The 18,534-nt window shown below is 53.5% G+C and carries 20 protein-coding genes; 10 read left to right on the top strand and 10 right to left on the bottom strand.

From position 1 onward, the window contains the following. Positions 1-98: 98 nt before the first annotated feature. Positions 99-2,807 carry a DNA gyrase subunit A gene (gene gyrA / locus ACEW72_RS11510; protein ID WP_373476523.1) on the top strand — a complete coding sequence of 903 codons (2,709 nt, stop codon included), beginning with the start codon at positions 99-101 and terminating at the stop codon, positions 2,805-2,807. A gap of 65 nt (positions 2,808-2,872) precedes the next feature. Here the strand turns inward: gyrA and ACEW72_RS11505 are convergent, their stop codons facing one another. Beyond that, a complete protein-coding gene (locus ACEW72_RS11505; RefSeq protein WP_373476522.1) occupies positions 2,873-3,556 on the bottom strand; it encodes a lysoplasmalogenase family protein in 684 nt (227 codons plus the stop codon). Positions 3,557-3,575: 19 nt separating this feature from the next. Next, the gene (locus ACEW72_RS11500) at positions 3,576-4,409 is read right to left on the bottom strand and encodes an NAD(P)H-hydrate dehydratase (RefSeq protein WP_373476521.1); all 834 of its coding nucleotides are present in this window, start codon (positions 4,407-4,409) and stop codon (positions 3,576-3,578) included. A gap of 60 nt (positions 4,410-4,469) precedes the next feature. Here ACEW72_RS11500 and trmFO point away from each other — a divergent pair, with 60 nt between their 5' ends. Next, positions 4,470-5,807 (top strand): methylenetetrahydrofolate--tRNA-(uracil(54)-C(5))-methyltransferase (FADH(2)-oxidizing) TrmFO, encoded by a 1,338-nt coding sequence (gene trmFO / locus ACEW72_RS11495; RefSeq protein WP_373476553.1) that lies wholly within the window; start codon positions 4,470-4,472, stop codon positions 5,805-5,807. An 18-nt stretch (positions 5,808-5,825) separates the two neighbouring features. Here trmFO and ACEW72_RS11490 read toward each other — a convergent pair whose 3' ends face one another. Beyond that, the gene (locus ACEW72_RS11490; RefSeq protein ID WP_373476552.1) at positions 5,826-6,290 is read right to left on the bottom strand and encodes a hypothetical protein; all 465 of its coding nucleotides are present in this window, start codon (positions 6,288-6,290) and stop codon (positions 5,826-5,828) included. A gap of 48 nt (positions 6,291-6,338) precedes the next feature. After that, positions 6,339-6,935 (bottom strand): hypothetical protein, encoded by a 597-nt coding sequence (locus ACEW72_RS11485; RefSeq protein ID WP_373476520.1) that lies wholly within the window; start codon positions 6,933-6,935, stop codon positions 6,339-6,341. 133 nt (positions 6,936-7,068) lie between these two features. Here ACEW72_RS11485 and ACEW72_RS11480 point away from each other — a divergent pair, with 133 nt between their 5' ends. From ACEW72_RS11480 to ACEW72_RS11470, 3 genes are read left to right on the top strand one after another with little or no spacing between them, the layout of a single operon-like run. Then, the gene (locus ACEW72_RS11480) at positions 7,069-9,417 is read left to right on the top strand and encodes a Tad domain-containing protein (protein ID WP_373476519.1); all 2,349 of its coding nucleotides are present in this window, start codon (positions 7,069-7,071) and stop codon (positions 9,415-9,417) included. Positions 9,418-9,422: 5 nt separating this feature from the next. Then, positions 9,423-10,049: a TadE/TadG family type IV pilus assembly protein gene (locus tag ACEW72_RS11475; protein WP_373476518.1), complete on the top strand. Its 627-nt coding sequence runs from the start codon at positions 9,423-9,425 to the stop codon at positions 10,047-10,049. After that, positions 10,042-10,746 (top strand): TadE/TadG family type IV pilus assembly protein, encoded by a 705-nt coding sequence (locus tag ACEW72_RS11470; protein ID WP_373476517.1) that lies wholly within the window; start codon positions 10,042-10,044, stop codon positions 10,744-10,746. Before ACEW72_RS11475 ends, ACEW72_RS11470 begins: the two co-directional genes overlap by 8 nt. Here ACEW72_RS11470 and ACEW72_RS11465 read toward each other — a convergent pair. From ACEW72_RS11465 to eno, 4 genes are all read right to left on the bottom strand, one after another. After that, entirely contained in the window at positions 10,743-12,101 is a 1,359-nt protein-coding gene (locus ACEW72_RS11465; RefSeq protein WP_373476516.1) for a pyruvate dehydrogenase complex E1 component subunit beta, read from the bottom strand. The two genes, ACEW72_RS11470 and ACEW72_RS11465, sit on opposite strands and share 4 nt — an antisense overlap. Beyond that, positions 12,101-13,171 (bottom strand): pyruvate dehydrogenase (acetyl-transferring) E1 component subunit alpha, encoded by a 1,071-nt coding sequence (gene pdhA / locus ACEW72_RS11460; protein WP_373476515.1) that lies wholly within the window; start codon positions 13,169-13,171, stop codon positions 12,101-12,103. The genes ACEW72_RS11465 and pdhA overlap by 1 nt, the downstream gene beginning before the upstream one ends. Before the next feature lie 125 nt (positions 13,172-13,296). Further along, a complete protein-coding gene (locus tag ACEW72_RS11455; protein ID WP_373476514.1) occupies positions 13,297-13,608 on the bottom strand; it encodes a septum formation initiator family protein in 312 nt (103 codons plus the stop codon). A 44-nt stretch (positions 13,609-13,652) separates the two neighbouring features. Then, positions 13,653-14,927: a phosphopyruvate hydratase gene (gene eno / locus ACEW72_RS11450; protein WP_373476513.1), complete on the bottom strand. Its 1,275-nt coding sequence runs from the start codon at positions 14,925-14,927 to the stop codon at positions 13,653-13,655. A 186-nt stretch (positions 14,928-15,113) separates the two neighbouring features. Here eno and ACEW72_RS11445 point away from each other — a divergent pair, with 186 nt between their 5' ends. From ACEW72_RS11445 to ACEW72_RS11425, 5 genes are read left to right on the top strand one after another with little or no spacing between them, the layout of a single operon-like run. Beyond that, positions 15,114-15,638: a hypothetical protein gene (locus ACEW72_RS11445; protein WP_373476512.1), complete on the top strand. Its 525-nt coding sequence runs from the start codon at positions 15,114-15,116 to the stop codon at positions 15,636-15,638. 52 nt (positions 15,639-15,690) lie between these two features. Then, on the top strand, positions 15,691-16,086 hold the full coding sequence (locus tag ACEW72_RS11440) for a phage holin family protein (RefSeq protein WP_373476511.1): 396 nt from the start codon (positions 15,691-15,693) through the stop codon (positions 16,084-16,086). Then, positions 16,064-16,402 carry a hypothetical protein gene (locus tag ACEW72_RS11435; RefSeq protein WP_373476510.1) on the top strand — a complete coding sequence of 113 codons (339 nt, stop codon included), beginning with the start codon at positions 16,064-16,066 and terminating at the stop codon, positions 16,400-16,402. The genes ACEW72_RS11440 and ACEW72_RS11435 overlap by 23 nt, the downstream gene beginning before the upstream one ends. Before the next feature lie 15 nt (positions 16,403-16,417). Further along, complete coding sequence (locus tag ACEW72_RS11430) at positions 16,418-16,924, top strand: hypothetical protein (protein ID WP_373476509.1); 507 nt, start codon at positions 16,418-16,420, stop codon at positions 16,922-16,924. Positions 16,925-16,956: 32 nt separating this feature from the next. Next, complete coding sequence (locus ACEW72_RS11425; RefSeq protein ID WP_373476551.1) at positions 16,957-17,154, top strand: DUF4170 domain-containing protein; 198 nt, start codon at positions 16,957-16,959, stop codon at positions 17,152-17,154. Between the two features lie 20 nt (positions 17,155-17,174). On the opposite strand, the gene ACEW72_RS11420 is transcribed toward ACEW72_RS11425, so the two are convergent. Both ACEW72_RS11420 and greA read right to left on the bottom strand, forming a co-directional pair. Next, complete coding sequence (locus ACEW72_RS11420) at positions 17,175-17,852, bottom strand: rhomboid family intramembrane serine protease (RefSeq protein WP_373476508.1); 678 nt, start codon at positions 17,850-17,852, stop codon at positions 17,175-17,177. 105 nt (positions 17,853-17,957) lie between these two features. Further along, positions 17,958-18,434, bottom strand: coding sequence for a transcription elongation factor GreA (greA, locus tag ACEW72_RS11415; RefSeq protein ID WP_373476507.1), 477 nt, complete (start codon positions 18,432-18,434; stop codon positions 17,958-17,960). Positions 18,435-18,534: the final 100 nt, after the last annotated feature.

Below are 18,534 nucleotides of genomic sequence, written 5' to 3'. Positions count from 1 at the left end.
GTTGTCGAAAAAGCCGTTTTTCATTCGACCTTGGGTGGCATTATTTGGTCACCTCGGCTACGGTGCTAATATTCTAAAAATATAAGGATTTTCGCGGCGTGAGCGATGATAATGCCACTCTAGACCCCTCAGATATCTCCCCGGTCGACATTGTCGATGAAATGAAGTCGAGCTATCTCGATTATGCAATGTCGGTCATCGTGGCAAGGGCCCTGCCCGATGTGCGCGACGGACTGAAACCGGTGCACCGCCGCATATTGTTCGCCAGTCAGGAAGGCGGTTTTGTCGCCGGGCGACCCTATCGTAAATCCGCGAAAATCGTCGGCGACGTCATGGGCCATTCTCACCCGCATGGCGACAGCGCCAGTTATGATGCCTTGGCACGAATGACCCAGGATTGGTCGTTGCGCGTTCCGTTGATCGATGGTCAGGGCAATTTCGGATCGATGGACCCCGACCCACCTGCATCGATGCGCTATACAGAGGCGCGCCTGAACAAGGTTGCAAACGCTCTGCTTGATGATCTCGATAAGGACACAGTAGATTTTCAGCCTAATTACGACGGCAGCCGGCAGGAACCGCAGGTGCTTCCTGCACGCTTCCCCAATTTGCTGGTCAATGGCGCAGGCGGCATTGCGGTCGGCATGGCGACCAATATTCCTCCTCACAATCTGGGGGAGGTTATCAAGGCCTGTCTCGCCTATATAGATAATCCCGCGATTTCGATTGATGAACTGATCGAAATCATACCCGCACCCGATTTTCCCACCGCTCCGCTGATTTTGGGGCAAGGTGGCGCGCGCTCCGCCTATCGTGAGGGTAAAGGCTCGATCATGATGCGGGCCCGGCACGAAATTGAAGAAGGTCGAGGCGACCGGCGGTCTATCGTTCTCACCAGCATACCTTTTCAGGTTGGCAAATCAGGTCTGGTCGAAAAAATTGCAGAAGCTGCGAAAGACAAACGGATTGAAGGCGTTTCGGACATCCGTGATGAATCAAGCCGCAAGGGCGTCCGGATCGTCATTGATCTGAAGCGCGATGCCACGACAGATGTGGTTCTCAACCAGCTTTGGCGACACACACAGGCGCAATCGAGCTTCCCCGCCAATATGCTCGCCATCCGTGGCGGACGGCCTGAAGTGCTTAACCTGCGCGATATCATCGAAAGCTTCGTCCGTTTCCGTGAAGAGGTGATTACCCGCCGCACGAAATTCGAGCTCAACAAGGCCCGTGAACGCGCGCATCTGTTGCTTGGGTTGGTGGTTGCAGTCACCAATCTTGACGAAGTTGTCCGCATTATCCGGGGATCTGCCAGCCCCGCCGAAGCCCGCGCTGCATTGATTGCACGGCAGTGGCCGATTGCGGAAATTGCGCCTTATATCAAATTGGTTGAGGCGGTTGAGGCAGATGTAACCGGCGACAATTATCAGTTAACGGAATTGCAGGTTCGCGCCATTCTCGAGCTGCGTTTGCATCGCCTGACGGCACTTGGACGCGACGAAATAGGCAAGGAACTATCTGGACTTGCGGTCAGTATTACAGAATTTCTCGCAATATTGGGCGACCGTATAAAACTGTACGCGGTGCTGCGCGATGAACTTGTTGCGATCGATGCGGAATTTTCAACGCCGCGCGTTTGCGAAATCACCGCAAGCTGGGACGGCCTTGATGACGAAGACCTCATGGAACGCGAAGAAATGGTCGTAACCGTTACCCATGGCGGCTACATCAAGCGCACGCCCCTCGCTACGTTCCGCGCGCAAGCCCGCGGCGGCAAGGGCCGGGCCGGCATGGCAACCAAGGATGAGGATGCCATAACCGAATTGTTCGTCACCAGCACACATACGCCTGTCCTTTTCTTTTCCAACATCGGCAAAGTGTATCGCCTTAAAGTATGGAAACTGCCCGAAGGTGGGCCGCAGACCCGCGGCCGCCCGATGGTTAATCTGCTTCCGCTGGGCGAAGGCGAAGTCATTTCCAACGTGTTGACTTTGCCAGAGGACGAAGCCGAATGGGGCGGTTTGAGCGTCGTTTTTGCTACAGCCAAAGGCTATGCACGGCGCAATAGCATGGACGCCTTTGCCAATGTGCCATCCAACGGCAAGATCGCCATGAAATTCGAAGGTGAAGATGCCGATGATCGCTTGATCGGTGTGGAATTGCTGAGCGCGGATGACGATATTTTATTGGCAAGCCGCAACGGTAAGGCGATTCGTTTTGCCGCCGATGACATACGCGAATTCCAAAGCCGCGCATCGACCGGCGTTCGGGCGATGAAATTGGGTAAAGACGATCAGGTGATGTCTCTGTCGATCCTGCAAAGGGTCGGCACCACCGCAGAAGAGCGCGAGGAATATCTCCGCTTTGCCCCCTGGAAGCCTGAAAAAGAAGGGGAACCAACGCTTTCTGCAGAGCGCATTGCCGAAATGGCCGAGTGTGAACAATTCATCCTGACGGTCTGCGCCAATGGCTATGGCAAACTCTCATCAGCCTATGGCTATCGTCGCACCGGTCGCGGCGGTCAGGGGATCACCAATATCGACAATGTCGAACGCAATGGCCCTGTTGTCGCCAGTTTTCCGGCGACCAAAGGCGATCAACTTATGCTGGTCACCGATCAAGCCAAGCTGATCCGTATGCCTTTGGACAGCTTGCGCGTTCTGGGCCGTGGCACCGCGGGCGTCCGACTGTTCAATGTCGGTGAGAACGAACATGTCGTCGGCGCCGCCAAAATAGAAGAAAGCGATGATGACGCCGATGAGGCAATCGAGACACCGTCAACGCAAGAGCCGGAGAATGAAGGCTAGGCCGTGATGTAATTGTTTCACGAAAAGGGGGCGGGATTTTTAATTGCGGTCCAATCGACCGGAATTCAATCCCGCTCTTCCCCTTGTGCAAAATGGCCGCGCTTGACCAATGTTTGTGCGACGCCGACGGCAATCATCAGCACGCCGAAATAATAGAGATACCAAATCGCCACACTGGTCATTTCGGATTGCGCCAATGGGCCTAGGCGAGCAAATATCAGCAGGTCTGACACGACGAACAGCACGGCCCCCATACCGACGCGATAGCGCGGAAAATTGCTGCTCCACGCCATCGCCGCCATAGCTGCCAAAATAACGCTATAGGCCGCGACCTGAATACCCTGTTCCGGATTTCCTGGTGCAAAATAGGCGATGACCGGCGTCAAAAGAAAAAGCGTCACGGCAAATAGTTTCTGGCTAAAAACAGCACCAACCCTGTGATGGCGGGCATAGATTGCGATTGCCACCAAATGTCCTGTTGCAAACGCAATAGCTCCGGCCACCATATTCAACTCAATAAGCCCATCGCCGAGCGCGTACAGGGCCAACATAACGGCCAGCAGCACAAATTCGCCGACATGGTGACGGCGCAAGGCAAAGGGTACCAGCAAGCCCACAGCCGCCATTTTCCAGATGATGGCAAATATCCCGCCCTCAATCGGCAGCCACAGCCAGGTTGCCGGAAAGCTCAATCCGGCAATCAGACTGGCCAATAACCATGGTCGTTTGTGCGCTAAATCCTGCGCCATAGGCCTATACCCCTTTTGCTCAACCTTCTTGCAAACAGCCTTGCAAGACAAGGGGAATATATTCCGTCATTCGGTCCGCCGTCAGGCCGGCACCGGCGCGAACGCCGATATCGCCGTGCAACCAAGCGGCAATCGCCGCCGCGTCGAACGCGGGTAAACCTTGGGCAAGCAATCCACAGATCATGCCCGACAAAATGTCGCCTGACCCTGCTGTCGCAAGCCAGGGAGAAGAATGCCGATTGATGGAATAGCGCCCCGTTGGCGCCGCAATCACACTGTGTGATCCCTTCAAAAGGATGACAGAGCCCGAACGGCGTGCTGCCTCTACCGCCGCTGCTACTGGGTCTGCGGTCGCGATGTCGGGGAACAGGCGCGCAAATTCGCCAAGATGTGGCGTCATGACAGTATCTTCGGATAGAGCATTGAATAATAATGTTTTATTTCCTGAAAAAACCGTGAGAGCGTCTGCATCCAGCAAGACCGGTTTCTTTAAGGCCAGCAACTGGAGTACCAAAAATCGCAAGCCATCGTCTGTTCCTGCCCCCGGACCAACGGCAATGGCCCGCACGCGATCATCAATGGCGCTGAGCGTCGCATCCAATTCCTTGAGCATGATGGCTGTGACATGGGCGGCATGTTCACAAAGCGCCGGACGATCCCCCAATATCGTCACCAGCCCCGCCCCTACCGCCAATGCGGCACGGGCGCATAGTCGCGATGCGCCGGTCTTTAGTTCAGATCCGCTAATCACGACGGCATGACCGCGCAGATACTTATGGGTCTCCGACTCAGGCGGTGCCAATCGGGGCTGTGTGATCAGCGTTTCGTCGGATAATTGCAGGGTGAATGTCATCGAGCCATCATGACGCTTTTGCCTGTGCTTTCCCACGAAATTTTGATAGCCGCCCTTGCTATGGACAAAAAACATGACGTACATATTATCGGCGGGGGATTGGCCGGCAGCGAGGCCGCTTGGCAATTGGCCCGGCGCGGTTATCGCGTCAAACTGTCGGAAATGCGCGGATCAGGTGAAATGACCCCTGCCCATCAAACCGATGGGCTGGCAGAACTCGTCTGTTCAAACAGCTTTCGTTCGGATGACGCACAAAGCAATGCCGTCGGCCTTCTTCATCAGGAAATGCGCGAACTTGGTTCCCTCATCATGTCTGCGGCAGAGGTTGCAAAAGTACCGGCAGGTTCGGCCTTGGCCGTCGATCGGGATTTATTCTCAGAAATTGTTACCAAAGAATTGAATGATATAGGAAATATCGACATCGTACGTGAACGAATTGATGAAATTCCATCAGATGTTCCGGTTATTGTCGCAACTGGTCCCCTTACGGCGACCAATTTGGCGCATAATATCATGGCGAAAACGGGTGAAGATCGGCTGGCCTTTTTCGACGCCATTGCACCAATCGTCTATCATGACAGCATTGACATGGACGTCGCGTGGTACGCATCACGTTGGGATAAAGGTGAAGGCAAGGATTATATCAACTGCCAGATGGACGAAGCGCAGTATCGCGCTTTTCATCAGGGATTGATGGATTCCGAAAAAACCGAGTTCAAAGAATGGGAGACTAATACGCCTTATTTCGAAGGCTGTATGCCCATAGAAGTTATGGCTTCACGCGGACTTGATACCCTGCGGTTCGGTCCGATGAAACCGGTGGGACTCGACAACCCTAAGACCGGCCGCTGGATGCACGCAGTGGTGCAATTACGGCAAGACAATAAACTCGGCAGTCTTTGGAACATGGTCGGCTTTCAGACCAAGATGAAACACGCCGCGCAAGTCGAATTGTTCCGCACTATACCTGGCCTGGAAACGGCTGAATTCGCGCGTTTAGGCGGCCTGCATCGCAATACATTCATTCGTTCGCCGACTTTGCTGGATCGCCAGTTACGGCTGAAAACCGCACCCCATATTCGCTTCGCCGGTCAAATCACCGGATGCGAAGGATATGTTGAAAGCAGCGCAATCGGATTGATGGCCGGTATAATGCTGGCGGCCGAATTAACCGGCTCCGCAATACCACAACCGCCTGCAACCACTGCGTTGGGCGCATTGCTTGGCCACATCACCGGCGATGCCCATGCCGATGATTATCAACCGATGAATGTCAATTTCGGCCTATTCGCCCCGCTGGAAGAAAGTTGCCATAAAAAACAACGCAAAGCAGCTATAACTGCCCGCGCCCGCGCTGATCTGGCGCAGTGGATACAGACCTATAAGATCATAACTTAAGTAATTGTTATATATATTCTAACACTGACATGCTGGTTTCGCAGCTTGCTTAGGCCGGGTTCGCACGAATTCCTTGCGGGTCAACAAATTGTCCGTATCCCGGTCAGCGGCGGCAAAGCGTTCCCCTGTCGCAACCGCCCATTCTTCGAAGGTCAGCAGGTTATTGCCGTCGCGGTCGAGCTGCTTAAAGGCTTTCGTGCGGCTTCCCATCATTTCGACACGCGAAATTAGCTCGTCGCGGTTCCGGTCATAACGGTTGAACCGCACTTCTTCACGGCTGGCCTTGGGTGCAACGGGAGGTGTTGGCGGAGCCGGACCAAAAGCGGGGGCATTCACGCCTGCTTTTGGCAACGCATCCGATACAGCCTCCACAGGCGGGGCGGCTGGAATCGGATTTTCCGATGCGGCCTGCGTTTGCCAAAGCCATAGCCCACCAGCCGCCAGCATCAGTGCACCTATTCCACCTACCAAAATTCTCTGCAATTCCATAACCCTAGCACAAATTGACGTCATGGCGTAGTGGCCAGAAATTTAGAGGCCAGTCAAGCCATGCAAGATTAATCGGGGGCCAGACACACCACGGGACAGCATTGTTAAAATCGTCAGTGGCCGGTAAATACGACCCTTTAGCAAAGAAACATTGGTCAAGGCTGGGGCTGGCACCGCCCCGCTATAGCGGACGGTGATATCGCCCCTTGCCCATTCTTCTCCCGCTGGAGCTGCGCTTTGACTTAATCCGATCAGCCGACAGTATCCGTTAAAAACAGCATCGCCACGCTTTTTGGCAAAGGCATCAAGCTCGGCATCGGTCCATTCGCCATGACACGGCAATAATTCCCATGCATCCACCAACTCGCCCGCAACGGCCAGCAATTCAGGTCTTCCTTGATCGAACAACGCCGATAGCAACGGCTCTCCCTTGGGTCGCTGCTCGGCTTGCGCCATGAAAGCATCGCGCCACCAAGCTAGCTTTAACTGTGCGATCATCGGTTCAGTTGCCCTTTCGACGATCTGAGCCAGGCGTTCATCGAGCAAAAGCAGCAATGCAAATGCGACCCGCCCCGACTTTGGCGCATAAGCCACCGCGAGTCGCAGCGGTGGTGGAAGCTGTTCAACTATCTCTAACATCCCCGTTACCCAACCGGTTTGCGCGCCAAATCACAGTTAACCGGCCACTAACCATTTAAATTTAAGAAGCGCTTACGCTGATTTGATAATCGCTAACATTGAATTCTAATCTGTGGAACAGGGGAACGCCACGATGTCTGCAAAGACCCACGCTGGAAAGCGGACCGGACTTCTCGCTCGATTGCGGTATGACCAGTCCGGGAACACTATTGCAATTTTTGCGGCTGCGCTTTTTCCGATGGCCGGATTGGTCGGCGGCGCGGTCGACATGTCGCGGCTTTATTCTGTAAAAAACCGCCTGCAAGCTGGCTGCGATGCCGGTTCATTAGCTGCGCGTAAGGTGATGGGCAACGGCCGTTGGGACGTCAACAATGACGGAAACCGCGTTAACGACGCGACCTATTTGACCGGCTTGCAGATGTTCGATTTCAACTTTGAAAACGGCTATCTCGGTTCGGAAAACCGCACACGAAATTTCGTCGAAGCAAATGGTACAGTGAGCGGAACAGCGACGGCCGATGTGCCAATGACATTGATGCGTGTATTAGGCGAAGAAGAGCGCACCGTTAGCGTCACCTGCACCAGCCAGATGAAAATTCCGCATACCGACGTGATGTTCGTCTTTGACGTCACCGGCTCTATGTCCGGTGGCATTCCTGGGGACCCCACCGGTCTCTCCAAGATCAACGGCCTGAAACGGGCTACCAAATGCTTCTACGAGGCATTGGCGCGCGAAAATGTTGACGATGTAACGCCAGCAAACTGTTACCGTGCGGCAAATCCAATCGGTGATTTATCAACATTGACGCAGCTACGTTTTGGATTTGTGCCTTTTGATGAACAAGTCCGCATCAATAATGTTTTGCCGAACGGCTTTTATAAAGACACCCAGACATTCCAATCGCGCCAGGCAGAGCTGGAAAATGTATGGACATGGACGGTCGGCGGCGCGAGTGCGATTTCTGGCTGGTTGAACAACTGGTCACCAACAGCACCACCTACCAGTCCTTATCATACAAGGCAAAGTACTAGCGGCTGGTCTGATGTTACGTCTGATGTTGTGACTCTGCAAGGAACGAAACTGTTCCGCCAAACGTCCGCAACGAGCGCGAATTGCAGGGGTTCGACTTATAACAACTTGCCGAGCAGTTCAAATCAGCTAACCGGCCTCACCGAAACGGGTGGGTCTACGACGACGAATACTCTAACAACATCCACTCCGGTACATCCCGCGTCGCAACAAGTATTGACCCACAATCAAACGCGACCCTTTACCGTCACGCAATACAGGTATGTTTGGGAAAATCGTAGCGGCACCACTTCGTGCTTTCTCGAACGGCGTAACCATAGCTCGACTTACACCAAGACTCAAACAGGCGGCACGTCAACAAGACCCATTACTTGGGTTGAGCGTCAACGTGTTACTGGTTGGACTTACAAACCTGTAACATTCAACGTGTCGTCCCTGCAAGCAGGTGGCGGTGACGACACCAGTACGGCGTATAATAGCTCGATCAGCTTACCCTTGAACGAGACGACGACAACCGTAAATCTCTCGGGTCAGGCGACTTCATCGTCGCTCAGGATTGTTTCAAACGCGACCGTTGCTTGGACTGGTTGTATTGAGGAGCGCGAAACAATTCGTGATGAAGATGGCGATCCTACCGATGATTTCAATCCAATTCCTGATGAAGCATTCGACCTTGATATCGATAGGGTGCCATCGACGGGTGATGAAGCCACACGCTGGGGCTTTCAGCTCGCCAACGCGGTTTGGGGACGGCATAATAATGTCGGGTTCGATGCTGACGGCAATGGTTCTAATGACTATTTCGAACCAGTTATGGCTGATGTTTGGCGTGCAACAACGAGTTCTTCAAACCCGTCTGGAATGTCCAGAAATACTAGCCCTGGATGCCCTTCGGCAGCCGCCCGTAAAATGGATGTCTATCGAAATTCAACTGGAGCGACCGATTTCAAAACTTATGTCAACGCCCTGACCCCCGGGGGTAATACCTATCATGATATCGGCCTAATCTGGGGCGCACGCCTTCTCTCGCCGACAGGTATTTTTGCAGCAGAAAATGCGACGACACCCGACGGTCAAGAAATCCAGCGGCATATGATATTCATGACCGACGGGGAAACTTACAACTATGGCAACAACTATACGCCCTACGGCATTGAAGGGTGGGACCGTCGCCGTACGGCCGTTGGCACAAATCCAACGTGGAGTACGCTTAACGCCAACACAGATGCACGCACAACTGCGCTGTGCAGTGCAATCAAGAATCTTGGAAATAACGGCGTGACGTTATGGGTGGTCTATTACGGCACAACCGATGTCGCGACCACGAACCGCATGCGAAACTGCGCCACTACGACCAACAACCACTTCTTCGCCGCTACTAACACCCAGCTATTAATCGAGTCTTTTAACAGGATTGCAGACTCGATTTCCGAACTCAAATTGACGGGGTAATCATCATGCTGACCAAACTACATCGGCCTGTATTGAAGCTTTTGAAGAATAGTGAAGGCACGTCTATCGTGGAATTCGCTGTTATTTCACCAGTCATGTTCACGTTGCTATTTGGTGGATTTGATTTCGGCCACACATTGTACATGCAGTCGGTCCTGCAAGGCGCAATCAACAAGGCAGCCCGCGATTCCGCACTTGAAACCGGAACCGTTGCCGAAGTGCAGGCCGCTGTCGATCAGAAAGTCATCGATCAGGTATCCGCTGTGCATCGCACCGCTGAATTTGACCAAGACAGTTTCAGCCGCTCCTATTTCCGCACATTCACCGACGCGGCATTCCCCGAAAGCGAAGTGTGGGATGACACCAACACCAACGGTGAGTGCGACAATGATGAAAATTACATCGATGAAAACAACAACAGCGACTTTGACGCCGACGGTATTGCAGATGGTCAGGGCTATACCCGTGACGCCGTGAAATATTCGGCGACGATAAGCTACGACCGGCTGTTCCCACTGGCCGGGTTATTAGGTGTTGATGACCGTGTCGAACTGACCGCGTCAACGGTTATCGCGAACCAGCCTTATGGCCAAAAGGCCGCAGCCATTACTCGAAAGTGTGAAGATGCTTAGAAAACCGAAACGGATTTTGGGCGGGACAAAATCGCTCGCTAAAAACGAGAGCGGTCTTGCTTTGATCGAATTTGCCTTCATCGCGCCAGTGTTCATGGTATTTGTCGCGTCCGGTGCAGAACTTGCGAATTATGCGACGGAATCAACGCAGGTGTCGCAATTGGCATTGCAGGTGGCCGATAACGCGGCACGTATTGGCGAAGGCGATCCTTTGGCCAACAAAAAGATCACCGAAACGCAGATCAACGATCTGTTTACCGGTGCGGAAATTCACGCCGGTGATCTTGATATTTACGGGACACATCTTGAAGACGGCGCCGCCGTGCCTAATGGTCGTATCATATTGTCCAGCCTTGAAACCATGGCCAACCCAAATCCGACAGGTAAATTTAGGATTACCTGGCAGCGCTGCAGGGGGTTGGCGACGACATTTACCCCGCAATATGGCGTTGCTGGTCAACCAAGCGGCACAAATATTGACGGCATGGGACCGGTAGGTCGCCAAGTAACTGCCGTTGCAGGAACTCCTGTGATGTTCGCTGAGGTTCGTTACCGGTATCGACCGCTTTTTCTGAATGGCTTTGCCATCAAGGATTATGAAAACATCAATGCCATCGCGGCCATGATGGTACGTGATGCCCGCGATTTGACCCAGGTTTTCAATACAGAAGGTGCCGTCGCCGCTTCGTGCGCTTAACGGCCCAGCACCTTTCGTACGCCCGCAGCTATCTTGTCCGCATTAATTAACGCGGCCTTCTCAAGATTGGCGGCATAAGGCATGGGCACGTCTTCATTCGTTACCCGAATGACGGGCGCGTCGAGATCGTCGAACCCGTCTTCCATGCAAATGGCGATGACTTCGCTGCCTACCGAACACACCGGCCAGCCTTCTTCGGCAATTACCAAAAGGTTGGTTTTGGCAAGGCTTGCCAATATGGTCGCCTTGTCCAGCGGACGGATCGTGCGAAGGTCAATTACTTCGGCATTGATCCCCTCACCCGCAAGTTTGTCCGCCGCCTCAAGCGACATGCCCACACCGATCGAATAGCTAACGATCGTGACATCGGTCCCTTCCCGCATCACTCGGGCCTTGCCGATGGGAAGAACGTGATCCTCCAGATCGGGAATATCAAATGTGCGTCCGTACAGCAGCTCGTTTTCAAGGAAAACCACCGGATCTTCACAACGGATCGCTGCTTTCAATAAGCCTTTTGCATCGGCCGCATCATAAGGGCAGATCACGATGAGGCCGGGCACGCTGGCATACCAGGGCGCGTAATTCTGGCTGTGCTGAGCGCCGACACGCGCCGCAGCGCCATTGGGGCCACGGAATACGATGGGACATCGCATTTGTCCGCCGGACATATAATTGGTTTTCGCGGCAGAATTGATAATGTGATCAATCGCCTGCATCGCAAAGTTAAAAGTCATGAATTCAATAATAGGTCGAAGGCCACCCATTGCAGCGCCCGTACCGATACCGGCAAATCCATATTCCGTAATAGGCGTATCAATAACCCGACGTGCCCCAAACTCGGCGAGCAACCCTTGCGTGACCTTGTACGCGCCTTGATATTCAGCAACTTCCTCGCCCATAACAAACACGCGATCATCGCGCCGCATTTCTTCCGCCATTGCGTCACGCAAAGCCTCACGCAGCGTGAGCGAAACCATCGCTGTCCCGGCCGGAATCGCTGGATCGGATTTGGTGACGGTCGGCAGTGGCGCCGGGGCCAAAACCACAGGCGCTTCAACAGGGGCCGCAGCCATCGGCGCAGGAGCAGCGGCGGGTGGAGGTGTAGCGGCCTCATCGTCCCCTGCTATTAACGCGATAACCGTTCCGACCTTCACGCCATCAGTGCCTTCGGGGATCGTAATCGACGAAATCACGCCTTCATCGACTGCCTCAAATTCCATGGTCGCCTTATCGGTTTCGATCTCCGCAAGTATGTCACCGGATTTGACGCTGTCGCCTTCTTTAACCAACCATTTGGCCAGAGTGCCTTCTTCCATTGTTGGCGAAAGCGCGGGCATTTTCAGTTCGATTGCCATCAATATTGCTCCACCAGAACGTCAGTATAAAGCTCACTCAATTCCGGTTCTGCCGAACTTTCGGCAAAGTCGGCGGATTCGTTCACGATGGTCCGAATTTCTTTCTCGAGCGCTTTAAATTCATCCTCGCTTACGCCCATTTCGGCCAGATAGGCTTTGCAACCTTCGATCGGGTCGCTGTTATCGCGAACGGACTGTACTTCGTCACGGCTGCGATATTTGGCGGGATCTGACATGGAATGCCCGCGATAGCGATAGGTTTTCATTTCCAGTAAGACAGGCCCCTTGCCGCTTCGCACCCAATCCAGCGCCACTTCGGCGGCGCCGCGCACGGCAAGGACATCCATGCCATCAACTTGTATTCCGGGAATTCGGAAACTTTCGCCCCGCCGGTAAAGCTGATCTTCGGAAGACGCGCGATTGACGCTGGTGCCCATCGCATATTGGTTATTCTCGATTACGAAAATGATCGGAAGCTTCCACAATTCGGCCATGTTGAAGCTTTCATAGACCTGCCCTTGGTTGGACGCGCCGTCGCCAAAATAGGCAAGGCAAACGCCACCATCGCCCGAATATTTATGTCCGAATGCCAGCCCTGCCCCCAGCGATACCTGCGCGCCGACAATACCGTGGCCGCCGTAAAATTTATGCTCGGTCGAAAACATGTGCATCGAACCGCCCTTGCCGCGCGAAATACCTGCTGCTCGGCCCGTCAGCTCGGCCATAATAAGATTGGGATCAATACCATAGGCCAACATATGGCCATGGTCACGATAGCCGGTAATGACGCTGTCCTTGCCGGGCGTCAGCGCGGATTGCAGGCCGATGGCGACAGCCTCTTGTCCGATATATAAATGGCAAAAACCGCCAATCAGCCCCAACCCATAAAGCTGCCCTGCCTTTTCTTCAAAGCGGCGGATCAGCAGCATGTCACGATAGAATTTCAGCAATTCTTCTTTGCTGGCTTTATAAGGGACCGGCTCGGTCGGCCTTTCCCTGTTGGCACGCGCCGCGTCTTCGCTAACGGTAGCAATTTTTGAGGCGGCTTTCTTCGCGGGGGTCTTGGCCAAAGCGTAATCCTCTGCTGATAAATTCAGGCGGTCTTGAACTTCCGCCTAGTCAAATTCAATGCCCGTGAAAAGCGCTTTTCCGTTACGAAAAGCGGTGCATAGCTATTCATTATTTGCAATCGCCATTACTTGAGAAGAACAACGACCTCATCGGGGGCGACGACATTGAGCTCCTTACGCATCAATTCCCCGGCAAGATCGGGATCAACATTGTCACGATCCAGCAAAAGCTGCCGGTTCCGAAGCGAATCCCGCTCTTTCTGCAGCTCGGCCAGATCTATTTTACGCTCGCTCAGCGCTGCTCGGTAATCGGTCCAGGCGATAATCCCCGTTGGCCCCAGCAACGCATAAGATGCGATAGCAAGCAACGCGACGAGCGCCAGCCCCGGTCCGATAACCGTCTTCACATAATGCGAATTCTTCTTGCCTTGCGCCATAACTGATTAGAACACCATTTTGGTTGGCAAGGCAAGAATGCCGATTATCTGAATATGCTGCGCCCCGCAAATTGCGCGGCTGCGCCCAGCTCTTCTTCGATACGGATTAGCTGGTTGTATTTTGCCAACCGGTCCGACCGGGCGAGGCTGCCGGTTTTGATTTGCCCACAATTGGTGGCAACCGCCAGATCGGCAATTGTTGCATCCTCGGTTTCGCCTGAACGATGTGACATGACCGCCGTATAAGATGCGCGATGCGCCATCGATACCGCCGCCAGGGTTTCTGTCAGCGTGCCGATCTGATTGACTTTCACCAGCAACGAATTGGCCAGCCCCATGCCGATACCCATCGACAGGCGCTCTGGATTGGTCACGAAAAGATCGTCGCCGACCAATTGCACATCATGCCCGATCTTGTCTGTGAGCACCTTCCACCCTTCAAAGTCATCTTCGCTCATGCCATCTTCGATGGAACGAATAGGATAATCCTTGCACAAAGCGGCAAGATAATCGGCCATTTCATGCGGACTGAGCGACAGCCCTTCACCTGATATTTCATATCTGCCATTTTTGAAGAATTCGGTGGCGGCGCAATCGAGTGCCAGAACAACGTCGTCCCCAACCTTGAAGCCTGCCTTTTCAATCGACGCCATTATGAAATCCAGTGCGTCACGTGTCGACGCCAGATTGGGGGCAAAACCGCCCTCATCGCCGACCGCTGTGGCCAGACCCTTTTCGTGCAGACCCTTTTTCAAGGTGTGGAAAATTTCCGAACCCCAACGAACGGCTTCGGCAATAGAGTCAGCGCCCACCGGCATGACCATGAATTCCTGAAAATCGATAGGGTTGTCGGCGTGTTCACCGCCGTTGATGATATTCATCATCGGCACTGGCAGAACGTGGGCATTTACGCCGCCTACATAGCGATAGAGAGGTAAACCACGCGCATCTGCGGCGGCCTTTGCAACGGCAAGGCTCACGCCTAAAATGGCATTTGCGCCCAAGTTCGCCTTGTTATCGGTACCATCGAGGTCGATCATGACAGCGTCGATATCTTCCTGGTCTTCTGCATCCAGATCGAGCAGCGCTTCGAATATGGGGCCATTGACGGACTCCACCGCCTGCAATACGCCCTTGCCCATATAGCGCGCCTTATCGCCATCGCGCTTTTCCACCGCTTCATAAGCGCCAGTCGAAGCGCCCGAGGGCACTGCGGCGCGGCCAAAGCTCCCATCTTCAAGCAACACATCAACTTCGACCGTCGGGTTACCCCTGCTATCCAGTATTTCGCGGGCGTGAATGTCTATAATACCGGTCATGAAAGGCTCCATTTGCTGGCTGAGGGAACGTAAGCGCGCCTCTATCGTTCTGCCTTTGATTTGGCAACGCTGCGTGGAGATAAAGATTTTTATTCTAAATTTGTGGTGATATAGTTGACTAAGGCACCTCGAATACAAATATCTAAGCTGAATGACGCACCCTACTTAACCTTAAGGAGTTCCGAAATGGCCGAAACCGCGAAACCAAAAGCTGCCGCAAAGCCTGCTGCGAAGCCGAAAGCTGCGCCTAAAGCGTCTGCCCCAAAAAAACCTGCCGCAACGGCCAAAAAAGCCCCTGAATCCAAGGCAGTCATAAAGGCGACTCCAGCCAAGGGCAAAACCGAAAATGTTACCGCAAAGGTCAAGTCAGATATGAATGATTTCAAGGCAAAAGCCACCGATAGCGCAAAAGCAGCCGCTGAAAAAGGCAAGGAACGCGCAACCGAAGCCGTCGGCAGTATTGGCAAGCTGATCCGCGATAGCGCGGCGACTATCGATGAAAATGTTGGCAAACAATATGGCGACTATGCGCGCGGCGCGGCTGATGCGGTTGACGGTTTTGCGACCAAACTGGACGCAAAAGATGTTGATGCAATCGCCGAAGACGCAAGGCAATTTGTTCGCAAAAGCCCGGCAGTTGCCATTGGTGCTGCGGCTGCTGTCGGCTTTGTCTTGGCAAGACTGTTCCGTTCGGGCGGGAAAGATTCCTGATTTAGGTACGGCAGCATTGCCATTTACGGCCTCTGGTCGTTAAGCAGGTAAAATGACGGACGACCATCACTCAAATAGCGTCGACCGGTCGGACGGACAATCCGCCGCGTCGCCCGTTGAACAGATTACGCTAGTGCTCGATGATGTGCGTGCTTTGGTGAAGGCCGAACTGCGTTATTTTCAATCCCGTCTCGACTATAGCCGTTATGTGATGAAGTGGTCGCTTCTTTTCGGTATGATCGCGATTGTCACCCTGAGCGGCGCGGCCATCGCCCTTATTTTGGGCACTTTACTAACTTTGGCAACGCATATCGGGCCGGGCTGGGCAACTTTCGTTACGGTCTTAGGGTTTCTGATCATTGGCCTGACATCCGGATTTGCCGCAAGGCATTGGATGAAAAAAGTCCATTTCACCGAAATAGAGAATGACAACGATGACAGAACCTAAAGAATCCGGCGTGACTGACCGAAAATCCGTAATTCTGTCCGATGCCGAACGCCGCAACCTGCGCCGGAAATTGCGCGAGACAGTCGACGTGGCGCAAGAAGTTCTGCACCCACGAAACCAGATGAAATTGTTAATGGACAGGGGCAGAGCCGAAGCTGAGCGGGTTACCGAGGCAGCATCTAAATTGGCCCGAAAAAACGCGCCGATGATTGGCGCAGTTGGAATAGGCGCAATATTATTTGCCGCGCGCCGTCCTATTTCGAAATGGATTTCAACGCTGCGACAGAGTAGAAGCAAACCGCCAGAAGGCGAATGACACAGGAACCTTGATATGAGCAAGATCGGCGAAAGCATCAAAACCGCTACTGATACAGCTAAAGAAAGCCTGGCGTCCGCCAAGGCACGAACCAGCAAAACCAGCGCAGCCGCCCGTGAGAAAGCCGCTGAGGCTTATGAAAAAGGCCGTGAAGCCGCCACCCGAAGCGTGCAGCAATCGCGTGAATATGCCCATAAGGCAGCCGAAAAAACCAGCAGCGGCATCGACAAAAACCCATTGGCGATCGTGCTGGGCGGAATCGCCATCGGCGCGATTGTTGGTGCGCTATTACCACGCACAGAGCGTGAGACCCGATTGATGGGCAAGACCGGCAAGAAGCTGAATAAAAAAGCCAAAGAGATGGCAAAGGCTGCAAAATCTGCGGGCAAAGACAAGGTGGACAGCCTTGGCCTCAACGGCGATGCAGTTCGCGACCAGTTCCGGGACCTGGTCAGCAAAGCGGCTGAAGCGGTAAAGGCAGCGGGTCAAGCCGCAACCGAGGCCGCGAAAAAGAAAGACTAAGGGGCAAGAATTTGACTGTAGCGAAATTGCATATGGTGTTCGGGGGCCGGGTGAAAGACCCCCAGACACTGGAATTCACCGATCTGGACAAGCTCGATATCGTCGGGATGTTCCCCGACTACGCTACCGCCGAAGAAGCATGGCGCGCCGCGGCGCAAAAGACGGTCGATGATGCCGAAATGAAATATGTCGTGGTGCATCTACATAGATTGCTTCAGCCGCAGGATTGACTGTGCCAAATCCGCATGGCTCACGCCTTGCGGTATCGCCATAAAAGCAATGGCCTTGCCAGAAACAATCCGGCGACAAAGCCACCGATATGCGACCAGATCGCAATGTCTACACCCAGCCCCGGCCCTACAAATCCTAAAGCAAGGTTCAATCCAACCCATGCGATTGTAAGATGTAATGGCCTTGCAATTTGGGCGGGAACCGGGCCCCAGGGCTTGGGTTGCTCGTTAGGAAACAGCAAAACATAAGCCCCGATGATGGCCGAAATCGCGCCACTCGCACCGATGGCAGGCGCCATCATATCCGCCGACATCGGCCATTGCATGACCGCTGCAAACCACTCGGTCCCTGCCGCAGCATATGCCCCGACCAAATAGAGCCCAAGATACAGGTTGCCGCCTAATACCCGTTCCACCATTTTACCGATCAGCAACAACATCAACATATTCATCAACACATGCATGATGCCGCCGTGCAGAAATGCGGCGCTTAATGGCGTCAGAAAAGCAGGCACCAAAAATCCAACGCCTTCAAATGCCGAATTGTCGCCACTTAGCCGGATCGGAAAAAGCCCACCCGAAACAACGGCATATTGCCACCAGATCGGCACCAGCAACACAAACGCGATCACGAGATTGATGATGACGAGTGCGTTGGTTATCGGGCCGGGTGGAAAGCGCATTGGTTTAGAGCTCACTTACATAACGGCTTGTGCCGCGCACAGCATAAGTTTTAATCGGCAATGTGCGCCCAATACCCTTAACGCCTCCGCATCCGGCGAGCCAAAGTTGAACGCGGGCTCTCAAATAAACTCGATCTTCGAAACGAGGTAATATTTGTCGCCTGAAGGCACTGTAACTTCTACTTCGTCTTCGACCACGCGTCCGATAAGTGCGCGACCCAAAGGTGAATTATAAGAAATACGGCCCGCCTTGGCGTCCGCTTCGGTTTCGCCAACAAGCTGATAACGAACGGGCTTGTCGTCTTCATCCATCAATGTGACGGTTGCGCCAAATACAATCTTTTCGCCCGACAAGGTCGACGGGTCGATAATCTGGGCGCGGCCGATTTTGTCTTCAATCTCGTTGATTGCAGCTTCAACATGGCCCTGACGTTCTTTCGCGGCGTGATATTCGGCGTTTTCCGATAAATCGCCATGCGCGCGTGCTTCCTCGATTGCTTCAACAATCAACGGACGCTCGTCACGGAAGCGCTTAAGATCAGTCGTCAGCTTTTCATAGCCTTCGGCTAACATCGGATATTTTTCAAAACTCGCCATATTGGCCTAACCCTTCATTCTGACGTCTTCGTCACAAAATCTTCCCCACCGGATGAGCGGTCAAACCCATCCGATATGCAGTTTCAAAATTATGGGAGAA

The organism is Sphingorhabdus sp. (genome assembly GCF_041737645.1).
In the GTDB taxonomy this organism is placed as follows: domain Bacteria; phylum Pseudomonadota; class Alphaproteobacteria; order Sphingomonadales; family Sphingomonadaceae; genus Sphingorhabdus_B.
The sequence above is the reverse complement of the archived record's forward strand: the minus strand, read 5'-3'. Positions and strand labels throughout refer to the sequence as shown.

What these genes read in the sequence shown, in the direction of transcription:
- ACEW72_RS11505 (WP_373476522.1), bottom strand. Translation starts at nt 3,556, where the DNA reads ATGGCGCAGGATTTAGCGCACAAACGACCATGGTTATTGGCCAGTCTG.
- ACEW72_RS11500 (WP_373476521.1), bottom strand. Translation starts at nt 4,409, where the DNA reads ATGACATTCACCCTGCAATTATCCGACGAAACGCTGATCACACAGCCC.
- trmFO (WP_373476553.1), top strand. Translation starts at nt 4,470, where the DNA reads ATGGACAAAAAACATGACGTACATATTATCGGCGGGGGATTGGCCGGC.
- ACEW72_RS11485 (WP_373476520.1), bottom strand. Translation starts at nt 6,935, where the DNA reads ATGTTAGAGATAGTTGAACAGCTTCCACCACCGCTGCGACTCGCGGTG.
- ACEW72_RS11480 (WP_373476519.1), top strand. Translation starts at nt 7,069, where the DNA reads ATGTCTGCAAAGACCCACGCTGGAAAGCGGACCGGACTTCTCGCTCGA.
- ACEW72_RS11475 (WP_373476518.1), top strand. Translation starts at nt 9,423, where the DNA reads ATGCTGACCAAACTACATCGGCCTGTATTGAAGCTTTTGAAGAATAGT.
- ACEW72_RS11470 (WP_373476517.1), top strand. Translation starts at nt 10,042, where the DNA reads ATGCTTAGAAAACCGAAACGGATTTTGGGCGGGACAAAATCGCTCGCT.
- ACEW72_RS11465 (WP_373476516.1), bottom strand. Translation starts at nt 12,101, where the DNA reads ATGGCAATCGAACTGAAAATGCCCGCGCTTTCGCCAACAATGGAAGAA.
- ACEW72_RS11455 (WP_373476514.1), bottom strand. Translation starts at nt 13,608, where the DNA reads ATGGCGCAAGGCAAGAAGAATTCGCATTATGTGAAGACGGTTATCGGA.
- eno (WP_373476513.1), bottom strand. Translation starts at nt 14,927, where the DNA reads ATGACCGGTATTATAGACATTCACGCCCGCGAAATACTGGATAGCAGG.
- ACEW72_RS11445 (WP_373476512.1), top strand. Translation starts at nt 15,114, where the DNA reads ATGGCCGAAACCGCGAAACCAAAAGCTGCCGCAAAGCCTGCTGCGAAG.
- ACEW72_RS11440 (WP_373476511.1), top strand. Translation starts at nt 15,691, where the DNA reads ATGACGGACGACCATCACTCAAATAGCGTCGACCGGTCGGACGGACAA.
- ACEW72_RS11435 (WP_373476510.1), top strand. Translation starts at nt 16,064, where the DNA reads ATGACAACGATGACAGAACCTAAAGAATCCGGCGTGACTGACCGAAAA.
- ACEW72_RS11430 (WP_373476509.1), top strand. Translation starts at nt 16,418, where the DNA reads ATGAGCAAGATCGGCGAAAGCATCAAAACCGCTACTGATACAGCTAAA.
- ACEW72_RS11425 (WP_373476551.1), top strand. Translation starts at nt 16,957, where the DNA reads ATGGTGTTCGGGGGCCGGGTGAAAGACCCCCAGACACTGGAATTCACC.
- greA (WP_373476507.1), bottom strand. Translation starts at nt 18,434, where the DNA reads ATGGCGAGTTTTGAAAAATATCCGATGTTAGCCGAAGGCTATGAAAAG.